This window comes from Mesorhizobium sp. L2C084A000, assembly GCF_000502875.1.
Classification (GTDB): domain Bacteria; phylum Pseudomonadota; class Alphaproteobacteria; order Rhizobiales; family Rhizobiaceae; genus Mesorhizobium.
In genome coordinates this window covers 1-23,240 of sequence record NZ_AYWX01000020.1, presented here as the reverse complement: position 1 = coordinate 23,240, position 23,240 = coordinate 1, and the positions used below count along the sequence as shown (strand labels likewise).

Below are 23,240 nucleotides of genomic sequence, written 5' to 3'. Positions count from 1 at the left end.
GGGCGGCCTTTTGAGGAGGCCCCCTGACTGGCACGGGACAAATGCGCGTTCAGCCGGAACTGCCCTACTGCAGGGTTGCCGGACCAGGCCTGTCGAGTTGGGCGATCACGTGCTCGCCACCGTCGCCACCGAGCCCATCCACGAACAGACCAGCTACGCCGTCGAAATTGGTGAGCCCGTCGAATTCAATTGCGGCGCCAATCAACTGGGCTGCCTGGAAGACAAGGTATTCGACGTCCTCGAGGGCGACGTTTTCGGCCAGATTCCTGACCCTTACATGCTCCGCCACCGCCGTGATGCTGACGATGCCGGTCTTCCTGAAGGCGATCTGGACCGCTGAACGGACGTCATCGCGCAGTCGCGCCGAGTAATTATACCGCATCGAAACCTCCCGAAGGGAACGGTTTTCTGTTCAGATCGCACAATGCGGCAAAGACTTCGCCTTGGCAAGTCACGAATTAAATAATACCCAAATAAATCAACCAGTTAGCATAGTTATGCAAGTGTGCGCCTTACGCCGAATACCCGTCAGGCTCATCATGAGCACGAGAAGCGGTTCACACATCGCGAGGTCTTGACGCGCTAGGAGCGGTTTCCTAATTATGAGGTAAATGAGTTGAATGCTCATTCGACGTAAACGTGGTCCAGAGCGAGGGAAGCGCGATGACTGAACTGGAACGCCCGGAACGGTTGCAGATCATGCTGACGTCAGACGAACTGGCGGCGCTGGAAAACTGGCGCTTCGACAAGCGCATGCCGAGCCGTTCGGCCGCCGTCAGGGAATTGCTGCGGCGCGGTCTTGCCGCGGATGGCTTCCTGACGGCGGAGCAAGGGGCGAAGTCGCAAGACTTCGGCATCCTGCCAACCGCCGACGGCAATGGCATTTCCGACGGCGGCAAGGAGTAGAGCGGTTCACCGCGCGTGGGCCGCCCTGGTCCCCGCAACGGTCGGCGGTCGCCGCGCGGTGCCGGCCGGCGTAGCGGACGATAACTCTCGATTCAGAGGATGTTTGTCGTCACTTCGACGACGATCGCGGCACCTTCCAGGCTGCCATTGGTGACGTGCACGACGCGCGATACCCGCAGATCCTGCGTGGTTCCGTCGATCGACAGCGCAACGCTTTCGCCAATCCGGGGAACCGCCTGGAAAACGGCGTCCGTGGCCTCCGGCCGGTTGTCGATCGATATGCGGCAGTTGACGGTCATGAGATGTCTCCTGTGTCGGCCCGGTGGTCAACGCGGGGTCCGCGAAATGGTTTCAGGAGGCCGGATGCAACTTAATGGCGCCCGGATCCGTAACGCAGTAATTGCTCCATTGTTCATCGTAACGGAGCAACAGGGCTCGCCGGGGAGGGCGTTGGGGCTGCCTCGGCGAGCTTGATCGCTTTGCCCGGGGGCGCTGCCTCACCGAGGTATGGAGACGAGTTTCGGCGCCCGCAATTCCCCGGCCATCCTTGCCGCCTGGAAAATTGTCATCAAAACCAGGATGGGCTCACCCTCGGTCGGGTTGATGGTCAGGACGACGCGGCCAAGCTCGTCGCTCATGCCGCAAGACCAGTCCTTGACGGCTATCACCTTTCTGGCGGCCATATGCCTTCTCCTGCACAGGAGGTTCTCTGCGGGCTACGCCGTCTGGAGTTGGTCGGCAGAACCTTCGCGCGATATTGCAACCAGCCGAAATGCGGCAAATGCGGCCAATATCATGAAAACCGCCGTGATGTTCAGGGACATCGCCGATGCAAGGACGCCCCCGTCAAAGCAACTCAGTTCCATGTCGCTGCACCCCTTCGATCCACTGTCGGCCAGGATGATGATCCTGCTTCGAGTGAAATACAAGCGCGCGCTAATACGCTGAAGCCGGCTGGCCAGTCTGCGCGCAGCTTCGAACCAGCCGAACGCTTGGTTGCTTGCTGGTTCCCGCTCATGGGCTCGAACCACGATTCACGCCTTCAAAGGGCGCTGTCCTACCATTAGACGAAGCGGGAAAATGCAAGTTGCCCCCACCCCTAGCCGGTTCCCGCGCCGGGATCAACGCAATGCGGCGGCAAAGCGACTTGAGGCGCGGTCTCAGTCCGGAAAGTTGGTGACAGGTTCCTCGCAGCGGTAGACGGGGCAGTTGCCGTCACGGGTCGGGACATAGGCCGACATCGGCACCTCCGGCCAGTCGCATTCGTTGCCGAACTGCCTGACATAGCGGTCATAGGTGTTGGGGCCGGTGGTCAGCACCACGGCATGATGGCTTTGGAGCAGTTGCCGGAGTTGGTCGCAACTCATCGTGCGGGTATCGGGCCTGGCTTCGGCGAGGCCGGTCGCGGCCAGCAGGATCGCTGCCGTCATCAAGGCAATTCGGCGCATCGGCATGGCTGTTCCCTCGAATGGATGTATTGGCCGAAACTCGCATCCCGGCGGGTGGTTCCGCAACCGCCGGCCGGCCGTCGGTGGCGGCGCAACCAAATGGTCCGTCGTGCATTGCTGGGGATGAATGGCAGGAAGCCCTACGAAACCCCGCAATGGCGTCCCGGAAACGGGGATCGCGAGGCCATGTGCTGTTCTTTTTGCGGCGGCCGCGACCACAGCTACGAGGACTGTCCGCAAAGGGATGCCGACGCCGATCCAGCACCGAATGCCCCTGACCCTCCCAAGCCGGACTGATCGGCACCGGTGTGCCGCACCGGCGATATTCGCTGCGCCCCACCGGCATTCGCACATCTGCCTGAGGTCCTCGACGCCGTCCGGCTACATCCTGACCTTGCCGGTGTTACCGATTTCCGGGCGGCTGTCGCTGACCGTTGCCGCCAGCATCTTCACATAGCTGACCACGGTGCCGGGACTGTCCCAATACTGGGCATCTTTCGGCGTCACTTTAAGCACGCGGATCGAAGGGTCATCGGCACTGTCCCACCAGGCCTTGGCCGGGGTCGACCACAACTCCCTGATCTTGGCGCGGTCGTTCGAAACCGCCGCCAGACCGCTGACGGAAACATATTTCTGGCCGCCTGAATCGGCGAAGGCGAGACCGACATTGGGCTCGGCTTCGATCTCGTCGTCCTTATGGCTGTCGACATCGGTGAGGAAGTAGATTGCGTTTTCGTCGCGCACCACATGCGCCGCCATGGGTCGCGAGCGGATGTCATCGCCTTCGCGGGTGGCCAGCATACAGAAACCGATCCTGTCCATCAGCTTCCAGACCCGGTCGAGATCGCCGTCGCTCATCGTGTGCCTCCTTATTGAGCCATCCATGGGGGTGTCGGGTGCAACTCGCGCAAGCGCGCAAGGTTCCAGTGCAAGGTCCAGTCATGAACTGCCCGGACTGTTCCTGGGAGGAATGTTGGGAGGCGATTGCAACCAAAACCCACCGCGGCGCATTGGTGGCCATGCGCGCAATCCGCGCATGAGGGAGAAGGGGTCGACAGTGACAGATTTGGCGGGCTTTGATGCCTTGATCGCCATTACCGCCGATGCGCGGCTGGCGGCGATTGTCGATTCGTCCTTCGACGCCATCGTCAGCAAGGATTTGAACAGCATCATCACCAGTTGGAACGCGGCGGCGCAACGCATGTTCGGCTACACCGTCGAAGAGGCCGTCGGCCGGTCCGTGCTCATGCTCATCCCCGATCATCTCAAGGATGAAGAGACCGACATCATCAGCCGGGTCCGCAAAGGCGAACTGCTGGCAAGCTATGAGACGATCCGCCGACGCAAGGACGGCGGCCTCATCGCCGTGTCGCTGACCATTTCGCCGATCAGGAACGCGTCCGGCGAGATCATCGGCGCCTCGAAGATCGCCCGCGACATCACCGCCAGCAAGGAGAGCGAGCGCCGGATCAGGCTTTTGCTCCGCGAGGTGAACCATCGCGTCAAGAACCAGTTCGCGGTGATCCTCTCGATGATCCGGGAGACCAGCAAACGCTCGACCGATCCGCGCGAGTTCGAGGAGTTGATCCGCTCCCGCATCATGGCGCTGTCGCGGTCGCACGATCTGCTGGTGAACTCGGAATGGGCCGGCGCCAGCCTCTTCGACCTCGCCCAGGAGCAGCTCAAGCCGTTCGGCCACGAGGCGCGGGTATCGCTGTCCGGACCGCTTTTGACCTTGCAGCCGAATGCCGTGCAAAATCTCGGCATGGCATTTCATGAGCTCGGCACCAACTCTTCAAAATATGGCGCGCTGGCGAGCGAGGCCGGGCGGCTCGAGATCACCTGGCGGATCGTTGAAGGCGTTTCGGACAAGCGGGAAATCCATCTGGTTTGGGACGAGACGATGCCGGTGCGTGAAGGAGAGCGGCCCGGGGGGCGGCAAGACGAAAGCACGCGCAAGGGTTTCGGCACCGTCGTCCTGCAACGGGTCGCGCCGCAATCGCTGAACGGCTTGGCGGTGCTGGATCGCAGCCCGGGCCATCTCAAATGGTCCCTGACGGCGCCCCTGGACTCGATCATCGTTCCGGAGCTCGGCGCCGACCTGCCCGAAACCGAGACTTCCTGAGCCTTGAGGTCTGGTTCCATCAACCTCCCTTTGGCAGATGCGTTTTCAAAAGCGGCCGCATCCTTGCCGCACCTGGCGGTGGATTCAGGAACCGTGACCCGGCGGCCGCGTTGTGGCGTCACGCTTTCGGAGGGGACATCATGGAACAGCTCGTCGAGGAATTCGGCCATTCCACCTACACCTCGTTTCCGGTCATCGCGGCGCGGCTGTTGCTGGCGACGCTCTATGGCGCGGTCATCGGTTTCGAACGCGAATGGCGCAATCGCCCGGCCGGACTTCGCACGCATATTCTCGTCTGCGTCGCCGCCGCCACCTTCGGCATCCTGACGGTCGAGATCGTGCACGCGCCGATGTTCGCGGGGGAATCGGTCAAGGTCGATCCGATCCGGGTGGTCGAGGCGGTGACCGCCGGCGTCGCTTTCCTCGCCGCCGGCTCGATCATGTTTTCGCGCGGCGAGGTGCATGGGCTGACGACCGGCGCCGGCATGTGGCTGGCGGGCGCGATCGGCGTCGCCTGCGGACTGGGTCTTTGGCAAGTGGCCGGGTTCGGCACGCTGATCGTGCTGGTCGTTGCCGGCTTTCTGCGCCGGTTCGAACGCGGACCCGGCCTTGCCGCCGGTGATGAAGGCAGTCAAGCAAAGGCGGAGAAGGAGGGGGCTTCGGCCCGATCAAAGGAAGAGCGAAGGTAATTCCGATCGCCGGGAAATGCCGTGACTGGTTTCACCGAAGAAGCCGGCCAGCAGATCGGCCGTGCGCGCCGGATTCTCTTCGGGAAAGAAGTGCCCGCCCGGCATCGCCTGGCCACGCACATCGTCGGCCCAGCCGCGCCACAGCGCCAGCGGCCCGCCTTCGCCGGCATACCAATCCGCTAAGGCGCCCTGACCGCTCCATAGCGCCAGCAGCGGGCAGCGGATGCGCCGGCCGGCTGCCTTGTCGGCATGGTCGTGCTCGCGGTCGAGCGTGGCTGCCGCCCGATATTCCTCGCAGATGGCGTGGGCGTGGGCAGGCGCGCGCAAGGCCTCGATATAGGCCTGACGCACTTCGGCTGGAAACGCCGATGGCGGCGAGCCCCAGCCGTTGAGCGCATTGTCGACGATCGCCTCGGCGGCGCCGGACAGGATCTTTTCCGGCAACGGCTCAGGCTGCGCCAGCAGCGACCATGGCCAATAGCCCAGCGCCAGCCTGGCGTCGGCCCGGTCCCAGGCATCGGCGGTCGGCACGATGTCGAGAACGGCGAGCCTGTCGATGCTGTCCCGATGATCGAGCGCCATGCGGTAGGCGACACGCCCGCCGCGATCATGACCGGCGACCATGAAGCTGCTGAAACCCAGCTTCTCCATCAGCCTCCTCATATCGGCGGCCATGGCACGCTTGGCATAGGGTGCGTGGTCCGGAGTGGACGTCGGACAGGAACTGCGGCCATAGCCGCGCAGGTCGGCGCAGACGACGCTGAACCGGCTGGCCAGAGCGGGGGCGATGTCGCGCCACATCAGATGCGTTTGCGGAAAGCCGTGCAGCAACAGCAGCGGTGGGCCGCCGCCGGCACGCAGGCAGTATATGCCGGCATCGCCAATGTCGATTTCCGTGCTTTGAAAACCTTCGAACATGACCGCCTCCGGCACGCGCAACGGCCGGCAAACGGGTTTGGTTGCAATGCCGCCGGCGAGGCGGCCAACCTTTTTCTTCGACAGGCGTTGTCCCTGTGAAGGGAAGGTCGCCGCGGGCGGCCGTGAAAGAAAAGAAGGAGGCAGTGATGAGAACTCTCGCTATCATGCCACTAGGCCTCATGCTGGCGCTGGCAGTGCCGGCCGCGGCCCAGCAGCAGAACGACAGCCAGGCGCTGCAGGCCGACAAATGCAGGGCTCAGACCGAGCAAGGGGCAAAACAGCAGCCTGAACAGCAGGCCGATGACGGCAATTTGACCGCGAAGCTCAACGACTGCGGCGGCGTGCTGAAACCACCCCCGACGGGCGACCAGGGCATGGCGGCGCCCGCTCCCGACGAAGGCAAGACGCCGGTGATCAAGCCTGGTGAAGTGCCGCCCCAGCCGCCGAAACAATAAACGCCGGCTCGTTGGTATTATCGCGCAAGCTAATGGAACCTCGTTATCTTGGGAGCGTTTTTCTCACGACTTGAAATTTGGAGAGATTATCGTGAGAGATATTGCAGCCACTGCCACGTTGCTTGCCTCGATAGCGATCGTGATTGCCTTGATTCTGCTGGCGCCAAAGAGTTTTGGCTTCGAAACCTCTCACCCGATCGTACAGGGCGAGCTTCCGGCGGAATAATCGGATCGATTATTCGGATACGGAGTGATCAGGACCGATTTGCACGAAGCAGGCGAGGCACGATGCCCCGCCTGCCTTCTATTGAAACCGCTATCGCACCAAAACGCCGGAGTGGCTGCAGAGCGCTGCGAACGCTTCCTGTGCCTCGGCAGCACCTATCTTGGTTTCCAGGGCGGCTTCGACCTTCTCGCGCGCCGCCTGGTAGAACGGCCCGCGCTTGGCCTGCGGCCAGTCGATCAGGATTTCGCTGGCATCCTTGAGCGTGGCGACGTCGCGGATCGTATCCGACCCATGCGGCTTGATCCGCATCGGTGTGGGCAAAATGAGATCAGGCATGGCCCCTGTTCCAACTACTGGAGGAGTTTTGCTTCGCGCGCGGCGTCGATCATCGCCCGCATCGCTTTTTCCGCCGGCGTCCAGCCATCCAGCGCATCGCGGCAACTGCGCAACGCCGCCCGGTAGCGCCGTCCCTGGCCAGCCGGCCAGTCGCCGAGGCATTCCAGGCCTTCCCAGGCGCTGCGGATGATGCGCTCGCGCTCAGGCGCGAATTTCAGCCTGATCGGGCGGGGAAACATCTTGTCGTTCAACGGTTGTCTCCATGATTGCCGCAAGTCGCCGGGGCGACATGCGTGAGAGGCATCCGGTAACGTCGGCGGCAGGGCAGGGTTCCATTCCCCGGAGATCAAATCTCAGCGTCGATGTCCGACAGCGATCTCGGCGTCGGCGCTTCGGCGTTGTGCTGCGCTGGGCGGTCGTGCTCGAACTGTTCGGTGCCGGACAGAGCGTGCAGCCAGGTCTCGCGCCTGGAGGTCCACAGTTCATATTCGGGCACGAGATCGGTCGGCGCGATGTCGAGGCTGCCGATCGCCACCTCGGCCTCGTTGTCGTCGACCCAGGCGACGCGGCCGCCGCAGGTCGGGCAAAAGCTGCGCGTGCCATAGGAGCTGACGAGGCCGGTCGTCTCGAAGGCCTCGCGCGGCCAGATGGCAAAGGCCGAGTAGACCGAACCGCCGGCCTTGCGGCAATCCTTGCAGTGGCACAGGCCAACGCGCAACGGCGGGCCGTGAACCTCGAACTGCACGCCGCCGCACAGGCAGCTGCCGGTCCTGCGTATGGTGTCGGACATGACGACCTCCCTCAATGCGTGGCGCTGCGGGCCGGGTGGGACAGATGCTCGTCTGCCGTTTCGTTGGCCAGGATGAGAAACCGGGAAAAAGACATCCTGTTCACCGTACCACCAGGCCCGGTTGACACGGCCCGCAGCATCTTCAACGCCGTCCAGGCGAAATGGTTTCGGGCCTAAAGCGCGCCGCGCCCGAACGAGTTCAGACGACCCGCTTCATGCATGTCGTTCTCCCAAAACCGAGATCCACTTGTGGGCGACATGCGCTAGCCGCGGGCCGCCATATGGGCGTCGAGCTTCTTGCGCGAGGGTCCGTAGCGCTTGATGATGGTCTGTGCCTCGCTTGGCGGAATGCCGTATTTGCGGGCAAAGGCGGCAACCTCGTAGGGCTCTTCACTCGAGACCTGCTTGCGGTCCTGCTTCGTCTTCGACTTGTCGTCAGCCATCTCAGGCCTCGCTTTCTGTTGTCGGGACGCGCAGCCTTCGGCGCCCGCGATCAACACGACATAACACAGATTGGCGCCGCCGGTTCCACCAGACGACATGGCCAGGCTGCAACCGGCCTGTATCAGGCCGATGGCCGCATGAGGTCGGCGCCGGAAGCGTGGTCGCCGTCACATTCGGAGCATGCAGCGCTGAGGCCGGGGCAGCCGCGCCGGTGCGTGCCGGCGGGGCAGCAATGGCCGTTGGAACTCGTCCAGCGCGGGCATTCGAAGACCTGGCCAGCGCCACCGCAGCCGCTGCACTCCAGCGGCGCCGACCGCACGCCATGAGATATTGCCCCAAACCTGACGCTTGTACGCAAATTTCAGCCCACCCAAAATCGCTGCGCCGGCACGCCGGTGCATTAGCCCCGACTAACGATAGCACTTCCGTGATTACCAACAAGTTTCAATCGCGCGATGCGCCGGAAAGCCGTTCGGGCCGGCGTGTCGTCAGGCCGGCTTCAGCCGCATCGCGGCGAGATACATGAGCGCCGAGGCGGCCTGCCCGCGGTCCCAGCCGGCGGCCTGGACCTTGCGGAGCAGGGCGGCAAACCGAAAATCGCTCTTTGCTGGCGCGGTGCGAGGCTTCGAAGCCTCCTTCGACCGCGGCAAGCGCCCTGTCGAGAAAAATTGGCCTGGCGTGTCGGACCTGGCGCCCGTCGCGCGTCCTAGGAGCGAGCAATCTGCAAAGCTGGAGAACGAGCATGTCGTCGCAAATCACTCAATCGCCGTGGCAGACCACGGCCCTTCTCATCGCCCGGCTGATCTTCGCCGGCGTCTTCCTGATGGCCGTGACCTTCAAGTTCATGGGCATGGACGCCACCGCCGGCTATATCGCCGCCGCCGGCTTTCCGTTTCCGCTGTTCCTGGCCTGGTGCGCGGCGATCCTGGAAGTCGCGCTGGTGCTGTGCTTCCTGACCGGCGCCTTCTTCTCGCAGGCGGCCCTTGTCGCCGCCGCCTATGTGCTGTTCCTCGCCCTGGCCTTCCACGGACCCAGCCACTGGGCCGGCAACCAGGCCGAGTTCGGCTTCTTCGTCGACCATTTTTCGTTCCTGGCCGGACTGCTGTTTGCGGCCGTGCATGGACCGGGCAAGGTGCTTTCGCTCAATTTGGGATGGCCGGGCAGGGCTTGAGGCGAGACCGACCGGCACCGCGCGAAGGACGCGCGCCGGGCCTGCCTTGGCACCCCCTCACAGCTGGTCGTTGTAGGGTTCCTTTATCTTGCCGACCATGCGGGCCAGCTTCGAAAAAGACGGCATCTCCGCCTCCGGCTGGCACTGGTTGGCGAGTTCCAGCAGCCGGATCGGAAAGTTGACGGCGTCGCGGCTGGACGCGGACATGCCTTCGGACCGCTCCTGGTTGGTTTCGCCTGCCTCGGTCTTGCGCAAGGCCAGGTCGATTTCCTCCGCCGTCAGCACCCCCTTTTGAACCAAGAGGCGGTTGATCGAGGCGACGGCCATCAACAGGCCTTCGAGTTGCAGGTTGGCGACATTCATGGCGATTGCTCCCGTGACTGGGGTTGAAACGCGCGAGCGGCATTTCCGCTCCAGAAAGGCTGCGGGCGAACGCCTATTCCTGCGTCAGCCGTTCGCCATATTCGCGCCACAGCGCCTTGACCTCCAGGCTGCCGAGGCTGCCGATCGAAACATCCCCACAGCTGATGGCGACGGCGCCGATGTCGTATTGGGGGTAGGCGTTGGCGACGAAACGGATGGCTTCGCCCAGCGAACGCACGCGGATGACCGGATCCGCCTGACCCTGGCCGGTGCTGCGCACGCCGGAAACCATGGCTGGTGCATGCCGCATCCTGAACACGGATGCCATGGCTGGTCTGTCCATCGTCCTCTCCCACAAGGCCGTGCGACGGGAATCATTCCATGAGCTTCGACGAATGATTTCACACCTGCCGGCTTGTGACCAGCCGCCGGAAAAAGGAGGGTTTTACGCGCTTTGCCAGCGTCGGTCAGGCCGGAATTGCGATCGATCTAGGAATTTTTTCTCAGAAAACGGTTGACGGGGTGAGTGCAGCTATGCTACATTTTTGTCCATGGTGCTGAGTTGCGCCNTTTTTTCTCAGAAAACGGTTGACGGGGTGAGTGCAGCTATGCTACATTTTTGTCCATGGTGCTGAGTTGCGCCGACGACCCGCCGCCGAGGCGGGTTTTTTGTTTCTGGGCTAGACATGTCGGCAGGACAGAGGGGGGCCCCAAGGAATGCCATCCTTCGCCCGATGACTCATTTCGCAATCCGAGAGACACTCATGACCCGCTACGCCACCATCATCACCGATGCTGACGGCCAGGAAATCGTCAGCGCCATCGGCGAATTCGAAGGTGCTGCGCCGCAGCCAGGCCTGGGGCGTGTCGAGCAGGTCGCGCCCAGCGTAAAGATCGGCATGGTGCGGGATGCGGCCGGCGGGTTTGACCGAATTAGGAATTTTTTCTCAGAAAACGGTTGACGGGGTGAGTGCAGCTATGCTACATTTTTGTCCATGGTGCTGAGTNTTAGGAATTTTTTCTCAGAAAACGGTTGACGGGGTGAGTGCAGCTATGCTACATTTTTGTCCATGGTGCTGAGTTGCGCCAACGACCCGCCCCTGAGGCGGGTTTTTTGTTGCTGGGCTAGACATGTCGGCAGGACAGAGGGGCGCCAAGGAATGCCATCCTTCGCCCAATGACTCATTTCGCAATCCGAGAGACACCCATGACCCGCTACGCCACCATCATCACCGATGCTGACGGCCAGGAAATCGTCAGCGCGATCGGCGAATTCGAAGGCATTGCGCCGCAGCCACGCCTGGGGCGTCTCGAGGAGGTCGCGCCCGGCATAAAGATCGGCATGGTGCGGGACGACGCTGGCGAGTTCGGGTTCTCGCAGGCCGGCATCGCCGGGCACCTTGTCGGTCTGGTCATGGCGCGTCTCAGGGCGCGGGCCGGTCTGGCAAGGCCTGCCCCGGCGGCGAAGCCTGCCGACGCGGCAAAGCCAAAGCGCGTCCAGGGAGCCAAGAAGCGCACCAGGAAGAAATCCGCTCGTTCAAAGAAACCGGCCAGCCGGGCCGGATCGATGCCGAAGGCCGGCATTCCCGCTGCCAACGCCGTGGGTGGTGACGTCCGTGACTGACAAGACCGCCGCCGGGCCAACGCGCCGCAAGCCGGCAAAGCGCAAACCCGCCGCCAAACCGGCCGCGCAAAAGCCGCGCCGCAAGCGCGCCAAGAAGACACTGGGCGACGATTTCCTGGCTGCCGTGCGGGCTGATTTCCGCGCCTATGGCGCCGGCGTGATCGCCCAGGTGCGAGCCGACAAGCCGGACCAGTATCTGAAGATCGTGCTGTCGGTGCTGCCCAAGGATTTCGATGCCAAGATCAACCAAATGGACAGCCTGAGCGATGACGAAATCCGCAGCCGCATCCGCGCCCTCGAGACGATCGTCAAACCGTTCCTCGAAGAACCCGGTGATGTCCGTGAAGATGGAATATCTGGCGCTGCTGGCCGAACTGGACAGACGGCGCCGGACCAATCAATTGGCGGCCTATAGACCGTATGAACGCCAGGCCGAGTTTCACGCTGCAGGCGCGCAGAACCGCGAGCGCCTGTTCATGGCCGGCAACCAGCTCGGCAAGACCAGGGCAGGGGGCGCCGAATGGGCCATGCACCTGACCGGCCGTTATCCCCAGTGGTGGCAAGGCAAGGTTTTCGACACGGCCGTTCGGCTGTGGGCGGCCGGCGTCACCGGCGAAGGCACGCGTGACAATCCGCAGCGTGTGCTGGTCGGTCCGCCGCAGCAGCAGGCGGCCTGGGGCACGGGCATGATCCCGGCCGACGCCATTGTGCAGACCTTCATGGGCCGCGGCGCACCGGGCGCGCTGGACAGCGTCGTGGTGCGCTGGGGTGGCGGCGGCGACGTGCAGGCCGATGAATCGGTGCTGTCGTTCAAGAGTTTCGAGAAGGGCCGCGAGAAATGGCAGGGCGAGACTTTGCACGGCGTCTGGTTCGACGAGGAACCGCCGCTCGACATCTATTCCGAAGGCCTGACCCGCACCAATGCGACGGGCGGCATCACCATCGTGACGTTCACGCCGCTGCTTGGGATGTCGGATGTGGTGCTGTTGTTTCTGTCGGCGTCGCAAGTGGAGGGGATGGCCAAAGGCAGCGGATGAAGACGTTCAAGGGTATTTGCTGCCCGCAAGCTGTCTGGCGCGGGCCTTGGGATCGGTTGCTTTCCGGGTTAGCGGTTGGCACCATATCCTTTCATCACCCGTAATCTGGTTGTACCAGACATTGCATACTTTATTTGGTGTGTCCGGGATACAAACTTCGCGTTGGAACCCTGAAGAATTGGCGTACATCTTGCAGGTTTTCTTACTCGTATCATACGGAACGTTCGATTGGCATGCCGACGCGGTCGCGGCAATGGCCACAACGATTGCTATGCGGATCATGTATCTCCCCCAATTGGCCAGCAGCTTTGCATTGATAAACAGTATTATCAATGGCGGTTACTCGTCCCGGCAAATAATTTAGGCAGACTGATATGTCTCGACACGTCACCTTCATGACCATCGACGATGCCGCGCACTACACGCCGCAGGAGCGCGCGGCGATCGTCGCGGCCTATCCGGCGCATGAGCGCGAGGCGCGGGCTCGGGGCATTCCGGTGCTGGGTTCGGGCCGCATCTTTCCGGTGGCCGAGGCGCTGATCGCCTGCGCGCCGTTCCGGCTGCCGCGCTACTGGCCAAGGCTCGGCGCGCTCGATTTCGGCTGGGACCATCCTTCGGCCGCGGTCGAGTTGGCCTGGGATACGGAGGCCGATGTCGTCTATGTCACCAAGTCTGCGCGGGCCTCGCAGCAGACGCCGGCGATGCAGACGCTGACGCTCAAACCATGGGGCGAATGGCTGCCCTTCGCCTGGCCGCGCGACGGCCGCCGCGAAACGCTGGAAGGGGCGGGCGTGGCGCTCGCCCGGCAGTATTCGGCACACGGGCTGAACATGCTGACCCGCCACGCGCAATTCCCCGACGGTTCGGTCTCGGTCGAGGCCGGGCTGATGGAGATGCTCGACCGCATGCAGAGCGGCCGCTTCAAGGTGTTTGCCACGCTCGCCGACTGGTTTGAGGAATTTAGGTTGTTTCATCGCAGGGATGGCCAGGTTGTGAAGCTGCGGGATGATTTGATGGCGGCGACACGCTATGGCGTGATGATGCTGCGCGAGGCGGTGGTGGACCCGGCGGAGTTCAGGTCGGCGAGAAGGCCGGCGGGGCAGAGCGACCCGCTGGGGGCGTTTCGGTAGGGGCAAGGCTCCCCACACTTCGTCATTCTCGGGCTTGACCCGAGAATCCATGCCGTGATGGTCGCCGGGGAACGCGGCACGTCAGAATCCTGCGCCGTAGCAGCGCTCCAAGGTCACGGCATGGATCCTATGGTCTGCGCCGCGTCGCTCCGCTCCTTGCTCCGCCATAGGATGACGAAGAGACAGGGCGCGCCGGCCCTGCGCCTGTAGTCCGCAACACCGAATTACGGTGAATTACGGTGACAGTGCACTTTTATCGGTTGCACCATGTGACCGCAGCGAACCTCCGGACTGAAGCACCGGCACCGTAATTCTAGCTTATCGGCTAAACTTGGCAGCCAAAGCCACCAGAAAAAAGAGAGTCGAGACGGCGAGTGCCGCTCCCACGACAGCAAAAAGGCAAAGTATAAGTAAAGCACTGCGAAGGTGGTAACGCCAACCAGGCGTCGGAAAGTCAGAACGTCTGAGCTTCGGAGAACGAGCCCTGTTTTTGATCGAATGGAGCCTGTTCTCCACGCGGACAAAAGTTCACGAACGCAGTAGAGTGTGGCCGAGGCGAGGACAATGAAGACGATACCGCTAGCCACTGTGTCGCTTAGTATCTTTGTGTCTGAAATCACTGGCGTTATCTGAACTGCTTGGTGCTGGAGTTTCATGGAAGATAAGCGCTGTATGCGGGGATGTCAGCAACGAGTCGAGAGCGGGATTGCAAATAGACCCTATCCTGTCTGAACGGCACAAAATCATTCGGCTGCGTGGACGAGAACCTGTCTGTAAGCGAATACGATGACAGTGCACTCTTACCCGTCACACCACCGCAATTCGTATTGACGCCGCAAGCTACTCCACGATCTTCCAATAAGAATCCTTGCGGATCACCTTGCCGTCGCGAAACGTGTAGAAGTCGCAGCCTCGAACTTCCTTTTTCACACCCTCGCGGGTGGTGCCGGTGAGGGTCCATTTCGACATGCCGGTGTCGGCAGCTTCGTCCACAAAGTGCTGACCATTGCCGTAGTGGACATCGGGCAGGCCTTCGAAGCGTGTCGCCAGCGCGTCCCGTACGTTGCGCTTGCCCTCGCAACGCGTTCCCCAGGGCTCGGCGCCCCGCGGCATCTCCAGGACGCAGTCGTCGGCAAAGAACGCCATGATGCGATCGAGATCGTGCGCGTTGAAGGCTTCGCATAGCTCCGTCAGTGTCGCTCGAATGTCCATGCGCCCGTCTCCTGGATAACCGTCGATGTCCGAAGTAGGTCACTGGCGACGGGGCCGGTCAAGGGCGCAAGCCGCCGAGACGCCGTCCGAAAGCGGGAACTGCACCTCTATCGCGCTGGTTGCTCATGACCCTCCGCATCATTCCCGCCACGCTCCGCGATCTCTCCTACATCGCCGCCAATCTCCGCCCCGAAGACCGCGCCGAGATCGACTGCCAGCTTGACCATTGGTCGCCGGCGCTGCTGGCGCTGACGGCGCTGCAGGGGTTTGCCTATGTCGCCGAACTCGACGGCAATCCGGAGGCCGGGTTTGGCGCTGCCGAACAGCGCGGCGGGCTGTGGATCGCCTGGAGCTGGGGCACGCGCCGCATGAAGCGCTGCGTGCCTGGGATCACAGACTTCTTTCACGCCGTGCTGGGGCCTCAAGTCGCGACGCGCGGCGCCTGGCGGGTCGAGGCCCGGGCGCTGGCCGTCAATGAACTAGCGCTGCGCTGGCTCGGCCGGCTGGGCGCCACGCAACGCTGCCTGTTGCCGGGCTACGGCCGCAACGGCGAAGACTTTTTCCTCTACGACTGGACAAGAGAAGGCTGGAACCATGTGTCTGTTGCAAAAACCACCGGAACTGAAGCCGCTGCCGCCGGTACCGACGGCGCAGGACAAGGACGTGCAGGCGCGCGAGGCGGCACTGCGGGCCGAGCTTGAACAGCGGAACGGTACCGCCGGCACCATCAAGACCGACCTCGCGCCGGCGAGCCTCACCGGCCAGCGCCGCGTGCTGCTGGGGCTTTAGACCATGACCGCGATGAAGCGCAGTTTCAGGAAGCGTGTGTGGGACTGGTGGGTATGGCGAAGGCATGCGCGGGTGATGAGAAGGCGGTGATTAGCCAATCTCCCCCCTCGTGGGGGAGATCGGCAGCTTCAGCCCCGGCCCTTCGCTGTCGCTTCGGGCCTTCGTCGCTCGCAAAGCCAAGCAATTGGCTTTGCGTCCGCTACGCGGACCGCCCCTCACGCCTTCTTCGCGAAAGCCCAGACCATCAGCGGGTATTCCTCGTCGTTGCTGAGATCCCGCCATAGGCCATAGGCGCGCACGGGGCCGCCGATATGGGCCCTGGCGCAGGCCTTGTTGCCCCAGCCATGGACCTTGACGTTGGCTTCCGCGAAGCCGCCCTCGACCATCAGCTGCTTGAGGCCGGCGGGGGTCCATCTGTTGTAATCGTGCGGCCTGGCGTGGACGCGAAACAGGAAGGGTGTCGCCACCATCGCCCAGCCGCCGGGCCGGGTCATGGCGTGGATGTTTTGCACCGCCGCCTGCGGCCGCTGCACATGTTCAAGCACCTGGTCGGCGATGACGATGGAATATTGCTCGTCGGTGCGGTCCCTGCAGATGTCGAAGGCGGGGAAATCGACCGAGCGGTAGTTGGGGCACATCGTCCGCCAGTAGCGGTTCCAGCCGGGCGAGATCTCGATCACGTCGGAAGCTTTGCGGTTTCCCGCTTCGAGAAAGAGGCTGAACGCCTCGATCTGGCGGATGCGCAGCCAGTTGCGGGAATCGTAACCGATGAGCCGTTTCACGGCGCGTTTGCTTTGGCTTTTCAGGGCGGCAAGGCTTGTCGTCACATCGACCTCCAACAAAACCCGCCGCAGATGTGCGTAGCACCGCCAAGTGGGCAAAAGATGACAGGGGTTTTTAAAGAGAGGTAGGCGCGAGGCACCCCCCTCTGTCCTGCCGGACATCTCCCCCGCAAGGGGGGAGATTGGATGTCGCCACCGCTTTCGCTAATCGCCGACGTTGCAGGAAAAGCGCCGTCGTTAAAACTACCGATCTCCCCCCGTGCGGGGGAGATGGCCGGCAGGCCAGAGGTGGGTGCTGTCCCTCCACATTTCCAATTAATCGGCAGCTCCGGCGCGCCAAACAAGTGAGGCCTCTCATGACCGATTCCCGCGCCCGCGATATCCTGTCCCGCCAGTCCGAGCTCGAGAGCGAGCGCAGCCAGTATGAGGCTGTGTGGGAGCAGGTGGCGGAATTCTGCGACCCCGATGCGCCCGATATCTGGAGCGGCCGCCGAACCGGCGGCCCGGATTCCCAGGCCGAGCGGCAGGAGCGGCGTGGCGCCCGCGTCTATGCCAACACCATCAACTCGGCCGCCAACCGGCTCGCCGCCGGCCTGGAAAGCCTGATCATCCCGCAGTCGGAAAAATGGCATGGCCTGTCGACGGCGGCCATGAACGACGAGGAGACCGACGAGGAGAAGGAATGGGCGGAGGCCTTGCGCGATTTCCTGTTTGCGCTGCGCTACTCCGCCAATTCGAATTTCGTGCCGGCGACGCAGGCCTGCCTGCGCAATGTCGTGCGCTATGGCCCAGCCTATCTCTATGCCGAGGAAGGGTTCGGCGCGACGCTGATCCGCTATGCCTCGATCCCGGTGGTCGAGGGTTATCTCAGCCGCAACCGCTGGGGCCAGGTCGACATTTTCCACCGCCGCTACGAACGCACGGCGCGGCAGGCCGCGCAGCTGCTCGGCTATGACAAACTGCCGGTGCGCATCAAGGTTCTGGTCGACGATCCGGCCAAGTGCGAGACGAAGATCTCGCTGATCCAGTGCATCCAGCCGCGCGACGAGCGCAAGATGTATCGGCTCGGCGGCCAATACCAATATCTCGACACGGCCTTCGCCTCCTTCCACGTCATCGAGGACGAGGAGGAAATCGTCCGGGAAAGCGGTTTTCGCACGTTTCCGGTGTCGACCTTCAACTGGCGGCGTTACGAGGGCGACCCCTACGGCATCTCGCCGACCATAGAGGCGCTGACCACCGTGCGCGAGGAGAATGCCGTGCGCCGCTCGGGGCTTCGCGCGCTGCAGCAGATCACCGATCCGGCGACCGCCTCGAAGGCCCGGCTCGACTATGTGCCGGTGCTCAACCCAGGCGAGAATTATCCGGGCCTGATCGACGACAATGGCAGGCCGCTGATCGCGCCGATCTCGACCGGGCAGAACCCGACCTACGCCTTCAACTACGCGCAGAGCCGCGCCGACGAGATCCGCGACATGATGTTCGTCAACCTGTTCCAGACGCTGGTGCAGAACCCGCAGATGACGGCGACCGAAGCGTTGATCAGGCAAGAGGAAAAGGGCGCGCTGCTCGGCCCGTCCGGCTCGATCATCCAGGCCGGTTTCGCCAGCAATCTCGACCGCGAGCTCGGCATTCTCGAGGACAAGGGGCTCTATGACGAAGATAGCCGCTTTGTGCCGCCGGAGAGCCTCGCCGGCAAGGCGGTGCGGCCGACCTTCACCGGCCCGCTCGACGTGCTGCGCCGCTCGGCCGAAGCGCGCGACACCATCCAGGTGGTGACGACGGCCATGCAGATGGCGCAGTTCGACCCTGGCGTGATGGACAACATCGACAGTGACGAGGCGATCAAGATCGTGCAGAGCGCCGGCCGCAGCCCGCAGCGCATCTTTCGCCGCAAGGAAGAGGTGGACGAGTTGCGCGGCGCGAGAGCCAAGACCCAACAGGCGCAGGCCGGCATGGCGGCGATCGCCACGGCTGGGAAGGCCGCCAAGGACGCGGTGCCGGCTGCGGTGCAGGCCCGCGACAGCGGCCTGCTCGACGGCTTGCAAGGCATGCTGCAGGGTGGCCAAGGCGGGGAGCCCGTCGGCCCGGCAGGTAACGGCGCATGAGCCGGAAACGCTTCGCCCATTCCGGCCAGGCCGGCAGTCCTGCCAGGGCGCGCGACGCGCTGGCCAAGGCGTATCTCAGGGTGTTTTCAGGCGAGGATGNGAGGATGGCGAGATGGTGCTCGCCGATCTCGCGGCGACGACCGGCTATTACCGGCGTCCGTCCTATGGCGAGTGGATGGCGCGCACCAGGACGCCCAATGGGTTCGAATTGCACAGCGCGCTCAGCAATGCGCGCGCCGAGGTGGTGCAGCATATTATGGGGTTCCTGACGCTGGACAATGCGCAGCTCGCGGCGCTGGAGAAGGCGGCGCGGGCGGAGGGGTAGGTGGGACGTAAAAGCTGCCAATCTCTCCCCTTGTGGGGGAGATGCCCGGTAGGGCAGAGGGGGGGCACTGTTCCGCCGACCTTGCCGCGTTCATCGCACGACAATCAAATCACAAGCGGCCGCTCAAGCTTGGCCGTAGGCGGCCAAGGTATGGGTATGTTCAAAGTTTGGCGACGACAGAGGTAGGCGCTCTACGGCGCCCCCTCTGTCCTGCCGGACATCTCCCCCACGAGGGGGGAGATTGGCTGCTTCGGCGCCGGCGCCTCAACAATTGCCGTTGCGATGGTGGTTGTCGCAAGGCGCCATATAGATGCGGCCATAGCGGTCGCGCGGCTCTGCGACGTGGTCGCGCTGCCGACAAGGTCCACTGACCCACCCGGGCAGCACCACTGCTCCAGGATTTTCCAGAAAAGTCGAGCCGACAGAACCCCACGAACGCGACAGCCAGCGTGCGATCGGCCGCGCCGTGATCGCCGGCGCCGCTTTTGTTCAAAGCCAGTTGGGCAGGAAACAGCCAATGGTCAGCGTCATCCCCCTCTCCATTGCCCAGCGCCGTCTCGATACCGGCAACGCGGTGCAATATCCGCAGGGGTCGCCGATCGGCGGCGCCATGCAGGGTCTCGGCGACCAGTTTTCCGCTGTCGCCGAGCGCTACCAGCAGATGAAGGACCAGCAGGAGGCGTTCGACGCCGAGCTGGAACGGCGCCGGTTCAACGGCCGCATCGCGCAGGCCGAAGACGAGGTGGCGGCGACCGCGCCGGCCGACGGCGCCGGGCTGCATGAGACGATGTATGGCCTGGTCGATCCGCGCAACGGCCGGGTGGTCAAAACAGGCCTGTTCGACACGCTGTTCGATGATGCTTTGCCTGGTATCCCCGAAAGCCAGCGCGCTGGTTTCGCGAGGCAGAAGGAGACGATGCGCGCGGTTGGCGCGCGGCGCATGGCGCAGCGGCAGCTCCAGCAGCGGCAGGACTACGAGCAGGCGCAGGTCGACACGGCGTTGAAGACCAGCGCCATCGCCATCGGCAACGCCAACCCCGACGATCACGTCACCTTCGAGGCGGCCAGGCAGGAAGGGCTCGACTTGATCGACAAGATGGGGCTCGACCCGGGGATCAAGCAGCAGAGGGTGAAGGACTGGTTCGGCACCGCCGCCAAGACGCGTTTCGAGGCGTTGATCGCCAAGGATCCGAAACGCGCGCTTGAGATGTTTGGCGAAGGGGCGCCGGTCTCCGGCCGCGATGCCCCCGGCGACCGCCTCGGCAAGAAAACACCTGATGAAACCGTGGCGCAGGCGTTTGCTGGCCGTGCTCCGGCGCCCGATCCGATCGCGACCAAGCCGGCAGGCGATCCTCTCGCCGACCTGTCTTCAGATGACGTTCAGCGACTGATCGACCGGGCGCACGCTTCGACGACGGCCCAACTGATCGAGGCGCGCACCAACATCGCCCTCGCTTCGCAGAATGCGCCGGACGCAATCGCCAATACGGGCAGCTATTCCGGCAAGATGCCCAGCCCCGCTGACTTCGCGGCCGTCTATGGCGCGGAGGACGGCGGCAATCGGTACCAGGACTTCAGCTTGAAGATGGATGTCGGCCGCCATGCCTTTGGCATGCGGACGATGCCCAACCAGGCGATCCACGCAGCGCTGCGCGATGCGGAGCCTGGGCCAGTCAGCTCCAACGACGAGGAGACACGGTATCGAGTTACGGCTGCCGCTGCGCTCAAGATTCTGGGCGTGAGGCGGGCGGATCCTGCTGGCTACGTCCGCGATGTCTTCGCCAATGTCGACGCCGCGTGGAGGGCGGCAACGAACCCGGACGGCAAATCGGAGACCAGCAATCCGGCGGCGTACAGATGGGCCATCGCCGTCTCTGTCGCAGCACAGAGGCAACTGGGCGTCGAGACCCCTCAACCCCTACCAAGGGCCATTGTCCAAAGCCTTGCCGACATCTTTAGCAATGAAGACGTGCCGCAGGCTGAGAAGGACATCATCCTGCATGATCTTCTGGCAGCAGCGCCCGATCCGGGTGTCCGCCAGGCCTTATCTCGGCAGTTGGATCAAGCTCGCCCTCCTCAGCCGGCCCACGTCGATTCGATCATCACCAGTGCGACAGGGCAGGGACGGGTTCCATCCGCACAACCTGGCCAGCCCCGGTCTGCATTCCAACAAGCCGCTGACGACTTCGGGGACTATCTCAGTGAGGGTTTCGAGGCCCTAGGCCGAATCCCGCATGACATCGGGATAGCTCTCCAGGATCTGCACGACGATCCGTTGGATGCCCTTAGTCAACTGCCGGTTACTTCCGCCTCCGGAGCAACGGTCGGCGGGGTCGCAGGCCTTCGGTGGTTAGGCGCCAATTTCCTCAAAGACGGGAAAATCGCCAGTGAAGTAATTGAGCCAGCTTTAAGAGTTTTCTCCAGAAAATATCAGAAGACGTTCTTTAAAGAATATCCTAAGTTAGCTGAGTTGGTATTTGTTCATCATCGAATAGAGCAAAAAGCGCTCAAGATATACATCGGAATTATGAACAAAGATATCATGCATTCACTTGAGAATCTCCGAGGAATACCGAAGGAATTGAATTCTACGCTGCATCTGAGTACCATTCGACGCGAATGGGACGCGTTCTACAGGCAAAATCCTACAACCACATTGCAGAAGTTGCTGGAAAAGGCCGCCGAAATAGATCAGAAATATGGTCACCTCTTCAATCCACCAATAGGTGAGAAATGAGATACTATTATCTTGAGCCAGAGGTATCTGGTGGTTTTGGCGATAACATCATTTTGGACGCGAGTGTCCATCCCCCTCTCATAACCCGTTTACATTATGAGTTTGATGGATGGCTGGGCGATAGTATGGTGGCGTCATTCCCGTGCTATCTTGTCACCGACGATGTTGCAGAGAAAATTCTCAAGAGTGAATTTTCAGGCGTAACCTTCGACAAGGTCGAGGTGACCACTTCTGAATTGTTCGAGGAGATGCAACCGGACCAGAAGCTTCCGCCCTTCGTATGGCTGAAAGTGAAAGGGGATGCCGGTCGCGATGATTTCGGAATGGCGAAAGATCTCCGCCTTGTCGTTTCCGAGCGGGTTCTCGATGCTCTCAAGCCTTCGGGAATCTCCAATGCCTTGATTGAACCTTTCGAGGCGTCTTGATGCCCTTAGTCTTGGCGGCTCTTTGGGGGGCGATGTTGAAGCGATGGATTGCTGGCCTGAGGGCGAAACTCGCCGACGCGACACGCGAGGCGGCACGGGGGCATCCGACCAACGGGTCGACCGGATACTTTAAAATAAGGCCGAACGTCGCTGGCGGGATCGGCGAAAACACCGTTCTCGACTCGAGCGTCCATCCGCCAATCGTGACCAAGCTTCACTATGAGGTAGAAGGCTGGTTCGGCGATGTGATCGTTGCGACATTCCCCTGTCTCCTCGTCACTGAAGAAACCCGGCGGGCACTGCAGAAGATGGGCTTTTCAGGTGCGACGTTCGCCGACGCCGAGGTGACTACCTCGGAAGAGTGTCAAGAGGATCAACCCGGGCTGGAGCTACCACCTTTCGTCTGGCTGAAGGTAAATGGAAGGCTGGCCACGACGATTTCGGGATCGCAATACCCTTCCGCCTCGTCATCTCGAAACGCATTCTTGATTTGCTGGAATCATTGGGAATACCGTTTGCTGTGGTCGAACCTTGCGAACAGTAATGGATTACGCTTTTTGATTGCGATGACAGTCCATTTGTCGGCTGCACCGATATGACTGCAGCGAACGTTTGGGCTGAGAACTGGAAAATAGTGCACTGTCACCGCAATTCGACGACGGAAAGACCCCGTTCGAGGCGCTAGATGGGTATATCGGTGCCCTTGAAGTCTGGGTTGAAGCTGCACGCAGCGGAAAGTCTGTAGCGGAATTGATACCGGTCGATGTCGACGCAAATCCCGCCAATGCCGAAATGCTGGCCAGCCGGCTCAAATTCCTTGATGAGAAGATTTTGCCAGAGCTTAAAAGGTAATTCGGACGATCGCTGCAAGCTGGAATTGGCGCCGTATTGCTCCTGTTTCCTAGCGGCTGCACCGCGAAACGCCGGTAGGCGGCTGAGGGGCGGCCCCTCAACCCCCTGCCGGGACCTTCTCCCCGTGAACGGGGAGAAGGGGCTAATGATCAATAATCGCCGTTGTAGTACCGGTCGTCGCAGGGCGCCGTGTAGATGCGGCCGCGACGGTCCTGGTAGCGGCACATCTGTTCGCCGCGGCGCTGCGGCGTGGTGGAGCTGCCGACAACCGCGCCCAGAAGGGCGCCGGCGCCGGCGCCGATGAGCGTGCTTTCGGTGTTGCCGCCGATGGCCTGGCCGACGAGGGCG

34 protein-coding genes and 1 tRNA gene are annotated in these 23,240 nt (G+C 62.6%); 19 read left to right on the top strand and 16 right to left on the bottom strand.

What is annotated here, in order from left to right; translation table 11 throughout:
• Nucleotides 1-64 precede the first annotated feature (64 nt).
• Nucleotides 65-382, bottom strand: a complete 318-nt coding sequence (locus tag X735_RS138610) for a hypothetical protein (protein ID WP_023813830.1) — start codon at nt 380-382, stop codon at nt 65-67.
• Nucleotides 383-663: 281 nt separating this feature from the next.
• Between X735_RS138610 and X735_RS138615 the strand changes: the two genes are divergently transcribed.
• On the top strand, nt 664-906 hold the full coding sequence (locus X735_RS138615; protein ID WP_023813828.1) for a hypothetical protein: 243 nt from the start codon (nt 664-666) through the stop codon (nt 904-906).
• 92 nt (nt 907-998) lie between these two features.
• Here the strand turns inward: X735_RS138615 and X735_RS138620 are convergent, their stop codons facing one another.
• Both X735_RS138620 and X735_RS1000000168215 read right to left on the bottom strand, forming a co-directional pair.
• Nucleotides 999-1,205, bottom strand: a complete 207-nt coding sequence (locus X735_RS138620) for a hypothetical protein (protein ID WP_013530768.1) — start codon at nt 1,203-1,205, stop codon at nt 999-1,001.
• A 198-nt stretch (nt 1,206-1,403) separates the two neighbouring features.
• Nucleotides 1,404-1,589, bottom strand: coding sequence for a hypothetical protein (locus tag X735_RS1000000168215; RefSeq protein WP_013530769.1), 186 nt, complete (start codon nt 1,587-1,589; stop codon nt 1,404-1,406).
• A 112-nt stretch (nt 1,590-1,701) separates the two neighbouring features.
• Here X735_RS1000000168215 and X735_RS1000000169045 point away from each other — a divergent pair, with 112 nt between their 5' ends.
• Nucleotides 1,702-1,854, top strand: coding sequence for a hypothetical protein (locus tag X735_RS1000000169045; protein ID WP_155930617.1), 153 nt, complete (start codon nt 1,702-1,704; stop codon nt 1,852-1,854).
• Between the two features lie 56 nt (nt 1,855-1,910).
• Here the strand turns inward: X735_RS1000000169045 and X735_RS138625 are convergent.
• The 3 genes from X735_RS138625 to X735_RS138635 all read right to left on the bottom strand — a co-directional run bounded on the left by X735_RS138625 (nt 1,911) and on the right by X735_RS138635 (nt 3,212).
• Nucleotides 1,911-1,984: transfer RNA gene (locus X735_RS138625), tRNA-Gln, on the bottom strand.
• An 82-nt stretch (nt 1,985-2,066) separates the two neighbouring features.
• Nucleotides 2,067-2,360, bottom strand: a complete 294-nt coding sequence (locus tag X735_RS138630; RefSeq protein WP_023813826.1) for a hypothetical protein — start codon at nt 2,358-2,360, stop codon at nt 2,067-2,069.
• A 375-nt stretch (nt 2,361-2,735) separates the two neighbouring features.
• Nucleotides 2,736-3,212 carry a pyridoxamine 5'-phosphate oxidase family protein gene (locus tag X735_RS138635; RefSeq protein WP_023813825.1) on the bottom strand — a complete coding sequence of 159 codons (477 nt, stop codon included), beginning with the start codon at nt 3,210-3,212 and terminating at the stop codon, nt 2,736-2,738.
• Between the two features lie 199 nt (nt 3,213-3,411).
• On the opposite strand from X735_RS138635, the gene X735_RS138640 reads away from it, so the two are divergent.
• Nucleotides 3,412-4,479, top strand: a complete 1,068-nt coding sequence (locus X735_RS138640; protein ID WP_023813824.1) for a PAS domain S-box protein — start codon at nt 3,412-3,414, stop codon at nt 4,477-4,479.
• A 140-nt stretch (nt 4,480-4,619) separates the two neighbouring features.
• Nucleotides 4,620-5,168, top strand: a complete 549-nt coding sequence (locus X735_RS138645; protein WP_023813823.1) for an MgtC/SapB family protein — start codon at nt 4,620-4,622, stop codon at nt 5,166-5,168.
• Here X735_RS138645 and X735_RS138650 read toward each other — a convergent pair.
• Nucleotides 5,148-6,086, bottom strand: coding sequence for an alpha/beta hydrolase (locus X735_RS138650; protein ID WP_023813822.1), 939 nt, complete (start codon nt 6,084-6,086; stop codon nt 5,148-5,150). The genes X735_RS138645 and X735_RS138650 overlap by 21 nt on opposite strands.
• A gap of 146 nt (nt 6,087-6,232) precedes the next feature.
• On the opposite strand from X735_RS138650, the gene X735_RS138655 reads away from it, so the two are divergent.
• On the top strand, nt 6,233-6,541 hold the full coding sequence (locus X735_RS138655) for a hypothetical protein (RefSeq protein ID WP_023813821.1): 309 nt from the start codon (nt 6,233-6,235) through the stop codon (nt 6,539-6,541).
• A gap of 91 nt (nt 6,542-6,632) precedes the next feature.
• On the top strand, nt 6,633-6,767 hold the full coding sequence (locus X735_RS1000000170340; RefSeq protein WP_023813820.1) for a hypothetical protein: 135 nt from the start codon (nt 6,633-6,635) through the stop codon (nt 6,765-6,767).
• 90 nt (nt 6,768-6,857) lie between these two features.
• Here X735_RS1000000170340 and X735_RS138660 read toward each other — a convergent pair whose 3' ends face one another.
• The 4 genes from X735_RS138660 to X735_RS138675 form a co-directional block, all read right to left on the bottom strand.
• A complete protein-coding gene (locus X735_RS138660) occupies nt 6,858-7,103 on the bottom strand; it encodes a DUF982 domain-containing protein (RefSeq protein WP_023813819.1) in 246 nt (81 codons plus the stop codon).
• Between the two features lie 14 nt (nt 7,104-7,117).
• Nucleotides 7,118-7,354 (bottom strand): DUF982 domain-containing protein, encoded by a 237-nt coding sequence (locus tag X735_RS138665; protein ID WP_023813818.1) that lies wholly within the window; start codon nt 7,352-7,354, stop codon nt 7,118-7,120.
• A 95-nt stretch (nt 7,355-7,449) separates the two neighbouring features.
• On the bottom strand, nt 7,450-7,893 hold the full coding sequence (locus X735_RS138670; RefSeq protein ID WP_023813817.1) for a GFA family protein: 444 nt from the start codon (nt 7,891-7,893) through the stop codon (nt 7,450-7,452).
• Between the two features lie 263 nt (nt 7,894-8,156).
• Complete coding sequence (locus tag X735_RS138675; RefSeq protein WP_023813816.1) at nt 8,157-8,336, bottom strand: DUF3606 domain-containing protein; 180 nt, start codon at nt 8,334-8,336, stop codon at nt 8,157-8,159.
• A gap of 743 nt (nt 8,337-9,079) precedes the next feature.
• Between X735_RS138675 and X735_RS138680 the strand changes: the two genes are divergently transcribed.
• Complete coding sequence (locus X735_RS138680; protein ID WP_023813814.1) at nt 9,080-9,508, top strand: DoxX family protein; 429 nt, start codon at nt 9,080-9,082, stop codon at nt 9,506-9,508.
• Nucleotides 9,509-9,565: 57 nt separating this feature from the next.
• On the opposite strand, the gene X735_RS138685 is transcribed toward X735_RS138680, so the two are convergent.
• Both X735_RS138685 and X735_RS138690 read right to left on the bottom strand, forming a co-directional pair.
• Nucleotides 9,566-9,871 (bottom strand): hypothetical protein, encoded by a 306-nt coding sequence (locus X735_RS138685; protein ID WP_023813813.1) that lies wholly within the window; start codon nt 9,869-9,871, stop codon nt 9,566-9,568.
• Between the two features lie 73 nt (nt 9,872-9,944).
• Complete coding sequence (locus X735_RS138690) at nt 9,945-10,214, bottom strand: hypothetical protein (protein WP_023813812.1); 270 nt, start codon at nt 10,212-10,214, stop codon at nt 9,945-9,947.
• A 421-nt stretch (nt 10,215-10,635) separates the two neighbouring features.
• Between X735_RS138690 and X735_RS02940 the strand changes: the two genes are divergently transcribed.
• The 5 genes from X735_RS02940 to X735_RS138710 all read left to right on the top strand — a co-directional run bounded on the left by X735_RS02940 (nt 10,636) and on the right by X735_RS138710 (nt 13,662).
• Nucleotides 10,636-10,833 (top strand): hypothetical protein, encoded by a 198-nt coding sequence (locus X735_RS02940; RefSeq protein WP_023813811.1) that lies wholly within the window; start codon nt 10,636-10,638, stop codon nt 10,831-10,833.
• Nucleotides 10,834-11,078: 245 nt separating this feature from the next.
• Nucleotides 11,079-11,495 carry a hypothetical protein gene (locus X735_RS138695; protein ID WP_023813810.1) on the top strand — a complete coding sequence of 139 codons (417 nt, stop codon included), beginning with the start codon at nt 11,079-11,081 and terminating at the stop codon, nt 11,493-11,495.
• Nucleotides 11,488-11,910, top strand: coding sequence for a hypothetical protein (locus tag X735_RS1000000168205; protein ID WP_023813809.1), 423 nt, complete (start codon nt 11,488-11,490; stop codon nt 11,908-11,910). Before X735_RS138695 ends, X735_RS1000000168205 begins: the two co-directional genes overlap by 8 nt.
• On the top strand, nt 11,831-12,532 hold the full coding sequence (locus tag X735_RS138700) for a terminase family protein (protein ID WP_245273300.1): 702 nt from the start codon (nt 11,831-11,833) through the stop codon (nt 12,530-12,532). Before X735_RS1000000168205 ends, X735_RS138700 begins: the two co-directional genes overlap by 80 nt.
• Nucleotides 12,533-12,906: 374 nt before the next feature.
• Nucleotides 12,907-13,662, top strand: a complete 756-nt coding sequence (locus X735_RS138710) for a terminase family protein (RefSeq protein WP_023813806.1) — start codon at nt 12,907-12,909, stop codon at nt 13,660-13,662.
• An 840-nt stretch (nt 13,663-14,502) separates the two neighbouring features.
• Here X735_RS138710 and X735_RS138715 read toward each other — a convergent pair.
• Entirely contained in the window at nt 14,503-14,874 is a 372-nt protein-coding gene (locus tag X735_RS138715; protein ID WP_023813805.1) for a nuclear transport factor 2 family protein, read from the bottom strand.
• A 125-nt stretch (nt 14,875-14,999) separates the two neighbouring features.
• Here X735_RS138715 and X735_RS138720 point away from each other — a divergent pair, with 125 nt between their 5' ends.
• Nucleotides 15,000-15,575 carry a hypothetical protein gene (locus X735_RS138720; protein WP_023813804.1) on the top strand — a complete coding sequence of 192 codons (576 nt, stop codon included), beginning with the start codon at nt 15,000-15,002 and terminating at the stop codon, nt 15,573-15,575.
• Nucleotides 15,538-15,663 carry a hypothetical protein gene (locus X735_RS1000000170335; protein WP_023813803.1) on the top strand — a complete coding sequence of 42 codons (126 nt, stop codon included), beginning with the start codon at nt 15,538-15,540 and terminating at the stop codon, nt 15,661-15,663. The genes X735_RS138720 and X735_RS1000000170335 overlap by 38 nt, the downstream gene beginning before the upstream one ends.
• A 215-nt stretch (nt 15,664-15,878) precedes the next feature.
• On the opposite strand, the gene X735_RS138725 is transcribed toward X735_RS1000000170335, so the two are convergent.
• Nucleotides 15,879-16,490, bottom strand: a complete 612-nt coding sequence (locus tag X735_RS138725; protein ID WP_023813802.1) for a methyltransferase domain-containing protein — start codon at nt 16,488-16,490, stop codon at nt 15,879-15,881.
• A gap of 311 nt (nt 16,491-16,801) precedes the next feature.
• Between X735_RS138725 and X735_RS138730 the strand changes: the two genes are divergently transcribed.
• From X735_RS138730 to X735_RS01000000166400, 5 genes are all read left to right on the top strand, one after another.
• On the top strand, nt 16,802-18,553 hold the full coding sequence (locus tag X735_RS138730; RefSeq protein WP_023813801.1) for a portal protein: 1,752 nt from the start codon (nt 16,802-16,804) through the stop codon (nt 18,551-18,553).
• Between the two features lie 112 nt (nt 18,554-18,665).
• Nucleotides 18,666-18,878 (top strand): hypothetical protein, encoded by a 213-nt coding sequence (locus tag X735_RS1000000170045; protein WP_023813800.1) that lies wholly within the window; start codon nt 18,666-18,668, stop codon nt 18,876-18,878.
• A gap of 517 nt (nt 18,879-19,395) precedes the next feature.
• Nucleotides 19,396-21,615, top strand: coding sequence for a hypothetical protein (locus X735_RS1000000170040; protein ID WP_023813798.1), 2,220 nt, complete (start codon nt 19,396-19,398; stop codon nt 21,613-21,615).
• On the top strand, nt 21,612-22,040 hold the full coding sequence (locus X735_RS138735) for a hypothetical protein (RefSeq protein WP_023813797.1): 429 nt from the start codon (nt 21,612-21,614) through the stop codon (nt 22,038-22,040). The genes X735_RS1000000170040 and X735_RS138735 overlap by 4 nt, the downstream gene beginning before the upstream one ends.
• A complete protein-coding gene (locus X735_RS01000000166400; RefSeq protein WP_050592753.1) occupies nt 22,040-22,639 on the top strand; it encodes a hypothetical protein in 600 nt (199 codons plus the stop codon). Before X735_RS138735 ends, X735_RS01000000166400 begins: the two co-directional genes overlap by 1 nt.
• 402 nt (nt 22,640-23,041) lie before the next feature.
• Here the strand turns inward: X735_RS01000000166400 and X735_RS138745 are convergent.
• Nucleotides 23,042-23,240 (bottom strand): glycine zipper 2TM domain-containing protein (locus X735_RS138745; RefSeq protein ID WP_023813795.1); only part of this gene is annotated, 199 nt, incomplete at its 5' end.

Excerpts from the sequence above, each read along its gene's own strand:
- X735_RS138610 (WP_023813830.1), bottom strand. The coding sequence starts at position 382 with ATGCGGTATAATTACTCGGCGCGACTGCGCGATGACGTCCGTTCAGCG.
- X735_RS138615 (WP_023813828.1), top strand. The coding sequence starts at position 664 with ATGACTGAACTGGAACGCCCGGAACGGTTGCAGATCATGCTGACGTCA.
- X735_RS138620 (WP_013530768.1), bottom strand. The coding sequence starts at position 1,205 with ATGACCGTCAACTGCCGCATATCGATCGACAACCGGCCGGAGGCCACG.
- X735_RS1000000168215 (WP_013530769.1), bottom strand. The coding sequence starts at position 1,589 with ATGGCCGCCAGAAAGGTGATAGCCGTCAAGGACTGGTCTTGCGGCATG.
- X735_RS1000000169045 (WP_155930617.1), top strand. The coding sequence starts at position 1,702 with ATGAAAACCGCCGTGATGTTCAGGGACATCGCCGATGCAAGGACGCCC.
- X735_RS138630 (WP_023813826.1), bottom strand. The coding sequence starts at position 2,360 with ATGCCGATGCGCCGAATTGCCTTGATGACGGCAGCGATCCTGCTGGCC.
- X735_RS138635 (WP_023813825.1), bottom strand. The coding sequence starts at position 3,212 with ATGAGCGACGGCGATCTCGACCGGGTCTGGAAGCTGATGGACAGGATC.
- X735_RS138645 (WP_023813823.1), top strand. The coding sequence starts at position 4,620 with ATGGAACAGCTCGTCGAGGAATTCGGCCATTCCACCTACACCTCGTTT.
- X735_RS138650 (WP_023813822.1), bottom strand. The coding sequence starts at position 6,086 with ATGTTCGAAGGTTTTCAAAGCACGGAAATCGACATTGGCGATGCCGGC.
- X735_RS138655 (WP_023813821.1), top strand. The coding sequence starts at position 6,233 with ATGAGAACTCTCGCTATCATGCCACTAGGCCTCATGCTGGCGCTGGCA.
- X735_RS138660 (WP_023813819.1), bottom strand. The coding sequence starts at position 7,103 with ATGCCTGATCTCATTTTGCCCACACCGATGCGGATCAAGCCGCATGGG.
- X735_RS138670 (WP_023813817.1), bottom strand. The coding sequence starts at position 7,893 with ATGTCCGACACCATACGCAGGACCGGCAGCTGCCTGTGCGGCGGCGTG.
- X735_RS138675 (WP_023813816.1), bottom strand. The coding sequence starts at position 8,336 with ATGGCTGACGACAAGTCGAAGACGAAGCAGGACCGCAAGCAGGTCTCG.
- X735_RS138680 (WP_023813814.1), top strand. The coding sequence starts at position 9,080 with ATGTCGTCGCAAATCACTCAATCGCCGTGGCAGACCACGGCCCTTCTC.
- X735_RS138685 (WP_023813813.1), bottom strand. The coding sequence starts at position 9,871 with ATGAATGTCGCCAACCTGCAACTCGAAGGCCTGTTGATGGCCGTCGCC.
- X735_RS138690 (WP_023813812.1), bottom strand. The coding sequence starts at position 10,214 with ATGGACAGACCAGCCATGGCATCCGTGTTCAGGATGCGGCATGCACCA.
- X735_RS02940 (WP_023813811.1), top strand. The coding sequence starts at position 10,636 with ATGACCCGCTACGCCACCATCATCACCGATGCTGACGGCCAGGAAATC.
- X735_RS138695 (WP_023813810.1), top strand. The coding sequence starts at position 11,079 with ATGACCCGCTACGCCACCATCATCACCGATGCTGACGGCCAGGAAATC.
- X735_RS138700 (WP_245273300.1), top strand. The coding sequence starts at position 11,831 with ATGTCCGTGAAGATGGAATATCTGGCGCTGCTGGCCGAACTGGACAGA.
- X735_RS138710 (WP_023813806.1), top strand. The coding sequence starts at position 12,907 with ATGTCTCGACACGTCACCTTCATGACCATCGACGATGCCGCGCACTAC.
- X735_RS138715 (WP_023813805.1), bottom strand. The coding sequence starts at position 14,874 with ATGGACATTCGAGCGACACTGACGGAGCTATGCGAAGCCTTCAACGCG.
- X735_RS138720 (WP_023813804.1), top strand. The coding sequence starts at position 15,000 with ATGACCCTCCGCATCATTCCCGCCACGCTCCGCGATCTCTCCTACATC.
- X735_RS138730 (WP_023813801.1), top strand. The coding sequence starts at position 16,802 with ATGACCGATTCCCGCGCCCGCGATATCCTGTCCCGCCAGTCCGAGCTC.
- X735_RS1000000170045 (WP_023813800.1), top strand. The coding sequence starts at position 18,666 with ATGGTGCTCGCCGATCTCGCGGCGACGACCGGCTATTACCGGCGTCCG.
- X735_RS1000000170040 (WP_023813798.1), top strand. The coding sequence starts at position 19,396 with ATGGTCAGCGTCATCCCCCTCTCCATTGCCCAGCGCCGTCTCGATACC.
- X735_RS138735 (WP_023813797.1), top strand. The coding sequence starts at position 21,612 with ATGAGATACTATTATCTTGAGCCAGAGGTATCTGGTGGTTTTGGCGAT.
- X735_RS01000000166400 (WP_050592753.1), top strand. The coding sequence starts at position 22,040 with ATGCCCTTAGTCTTGGCGGCTCTTTGGGGGGCGATGTTGAAGCGATGG.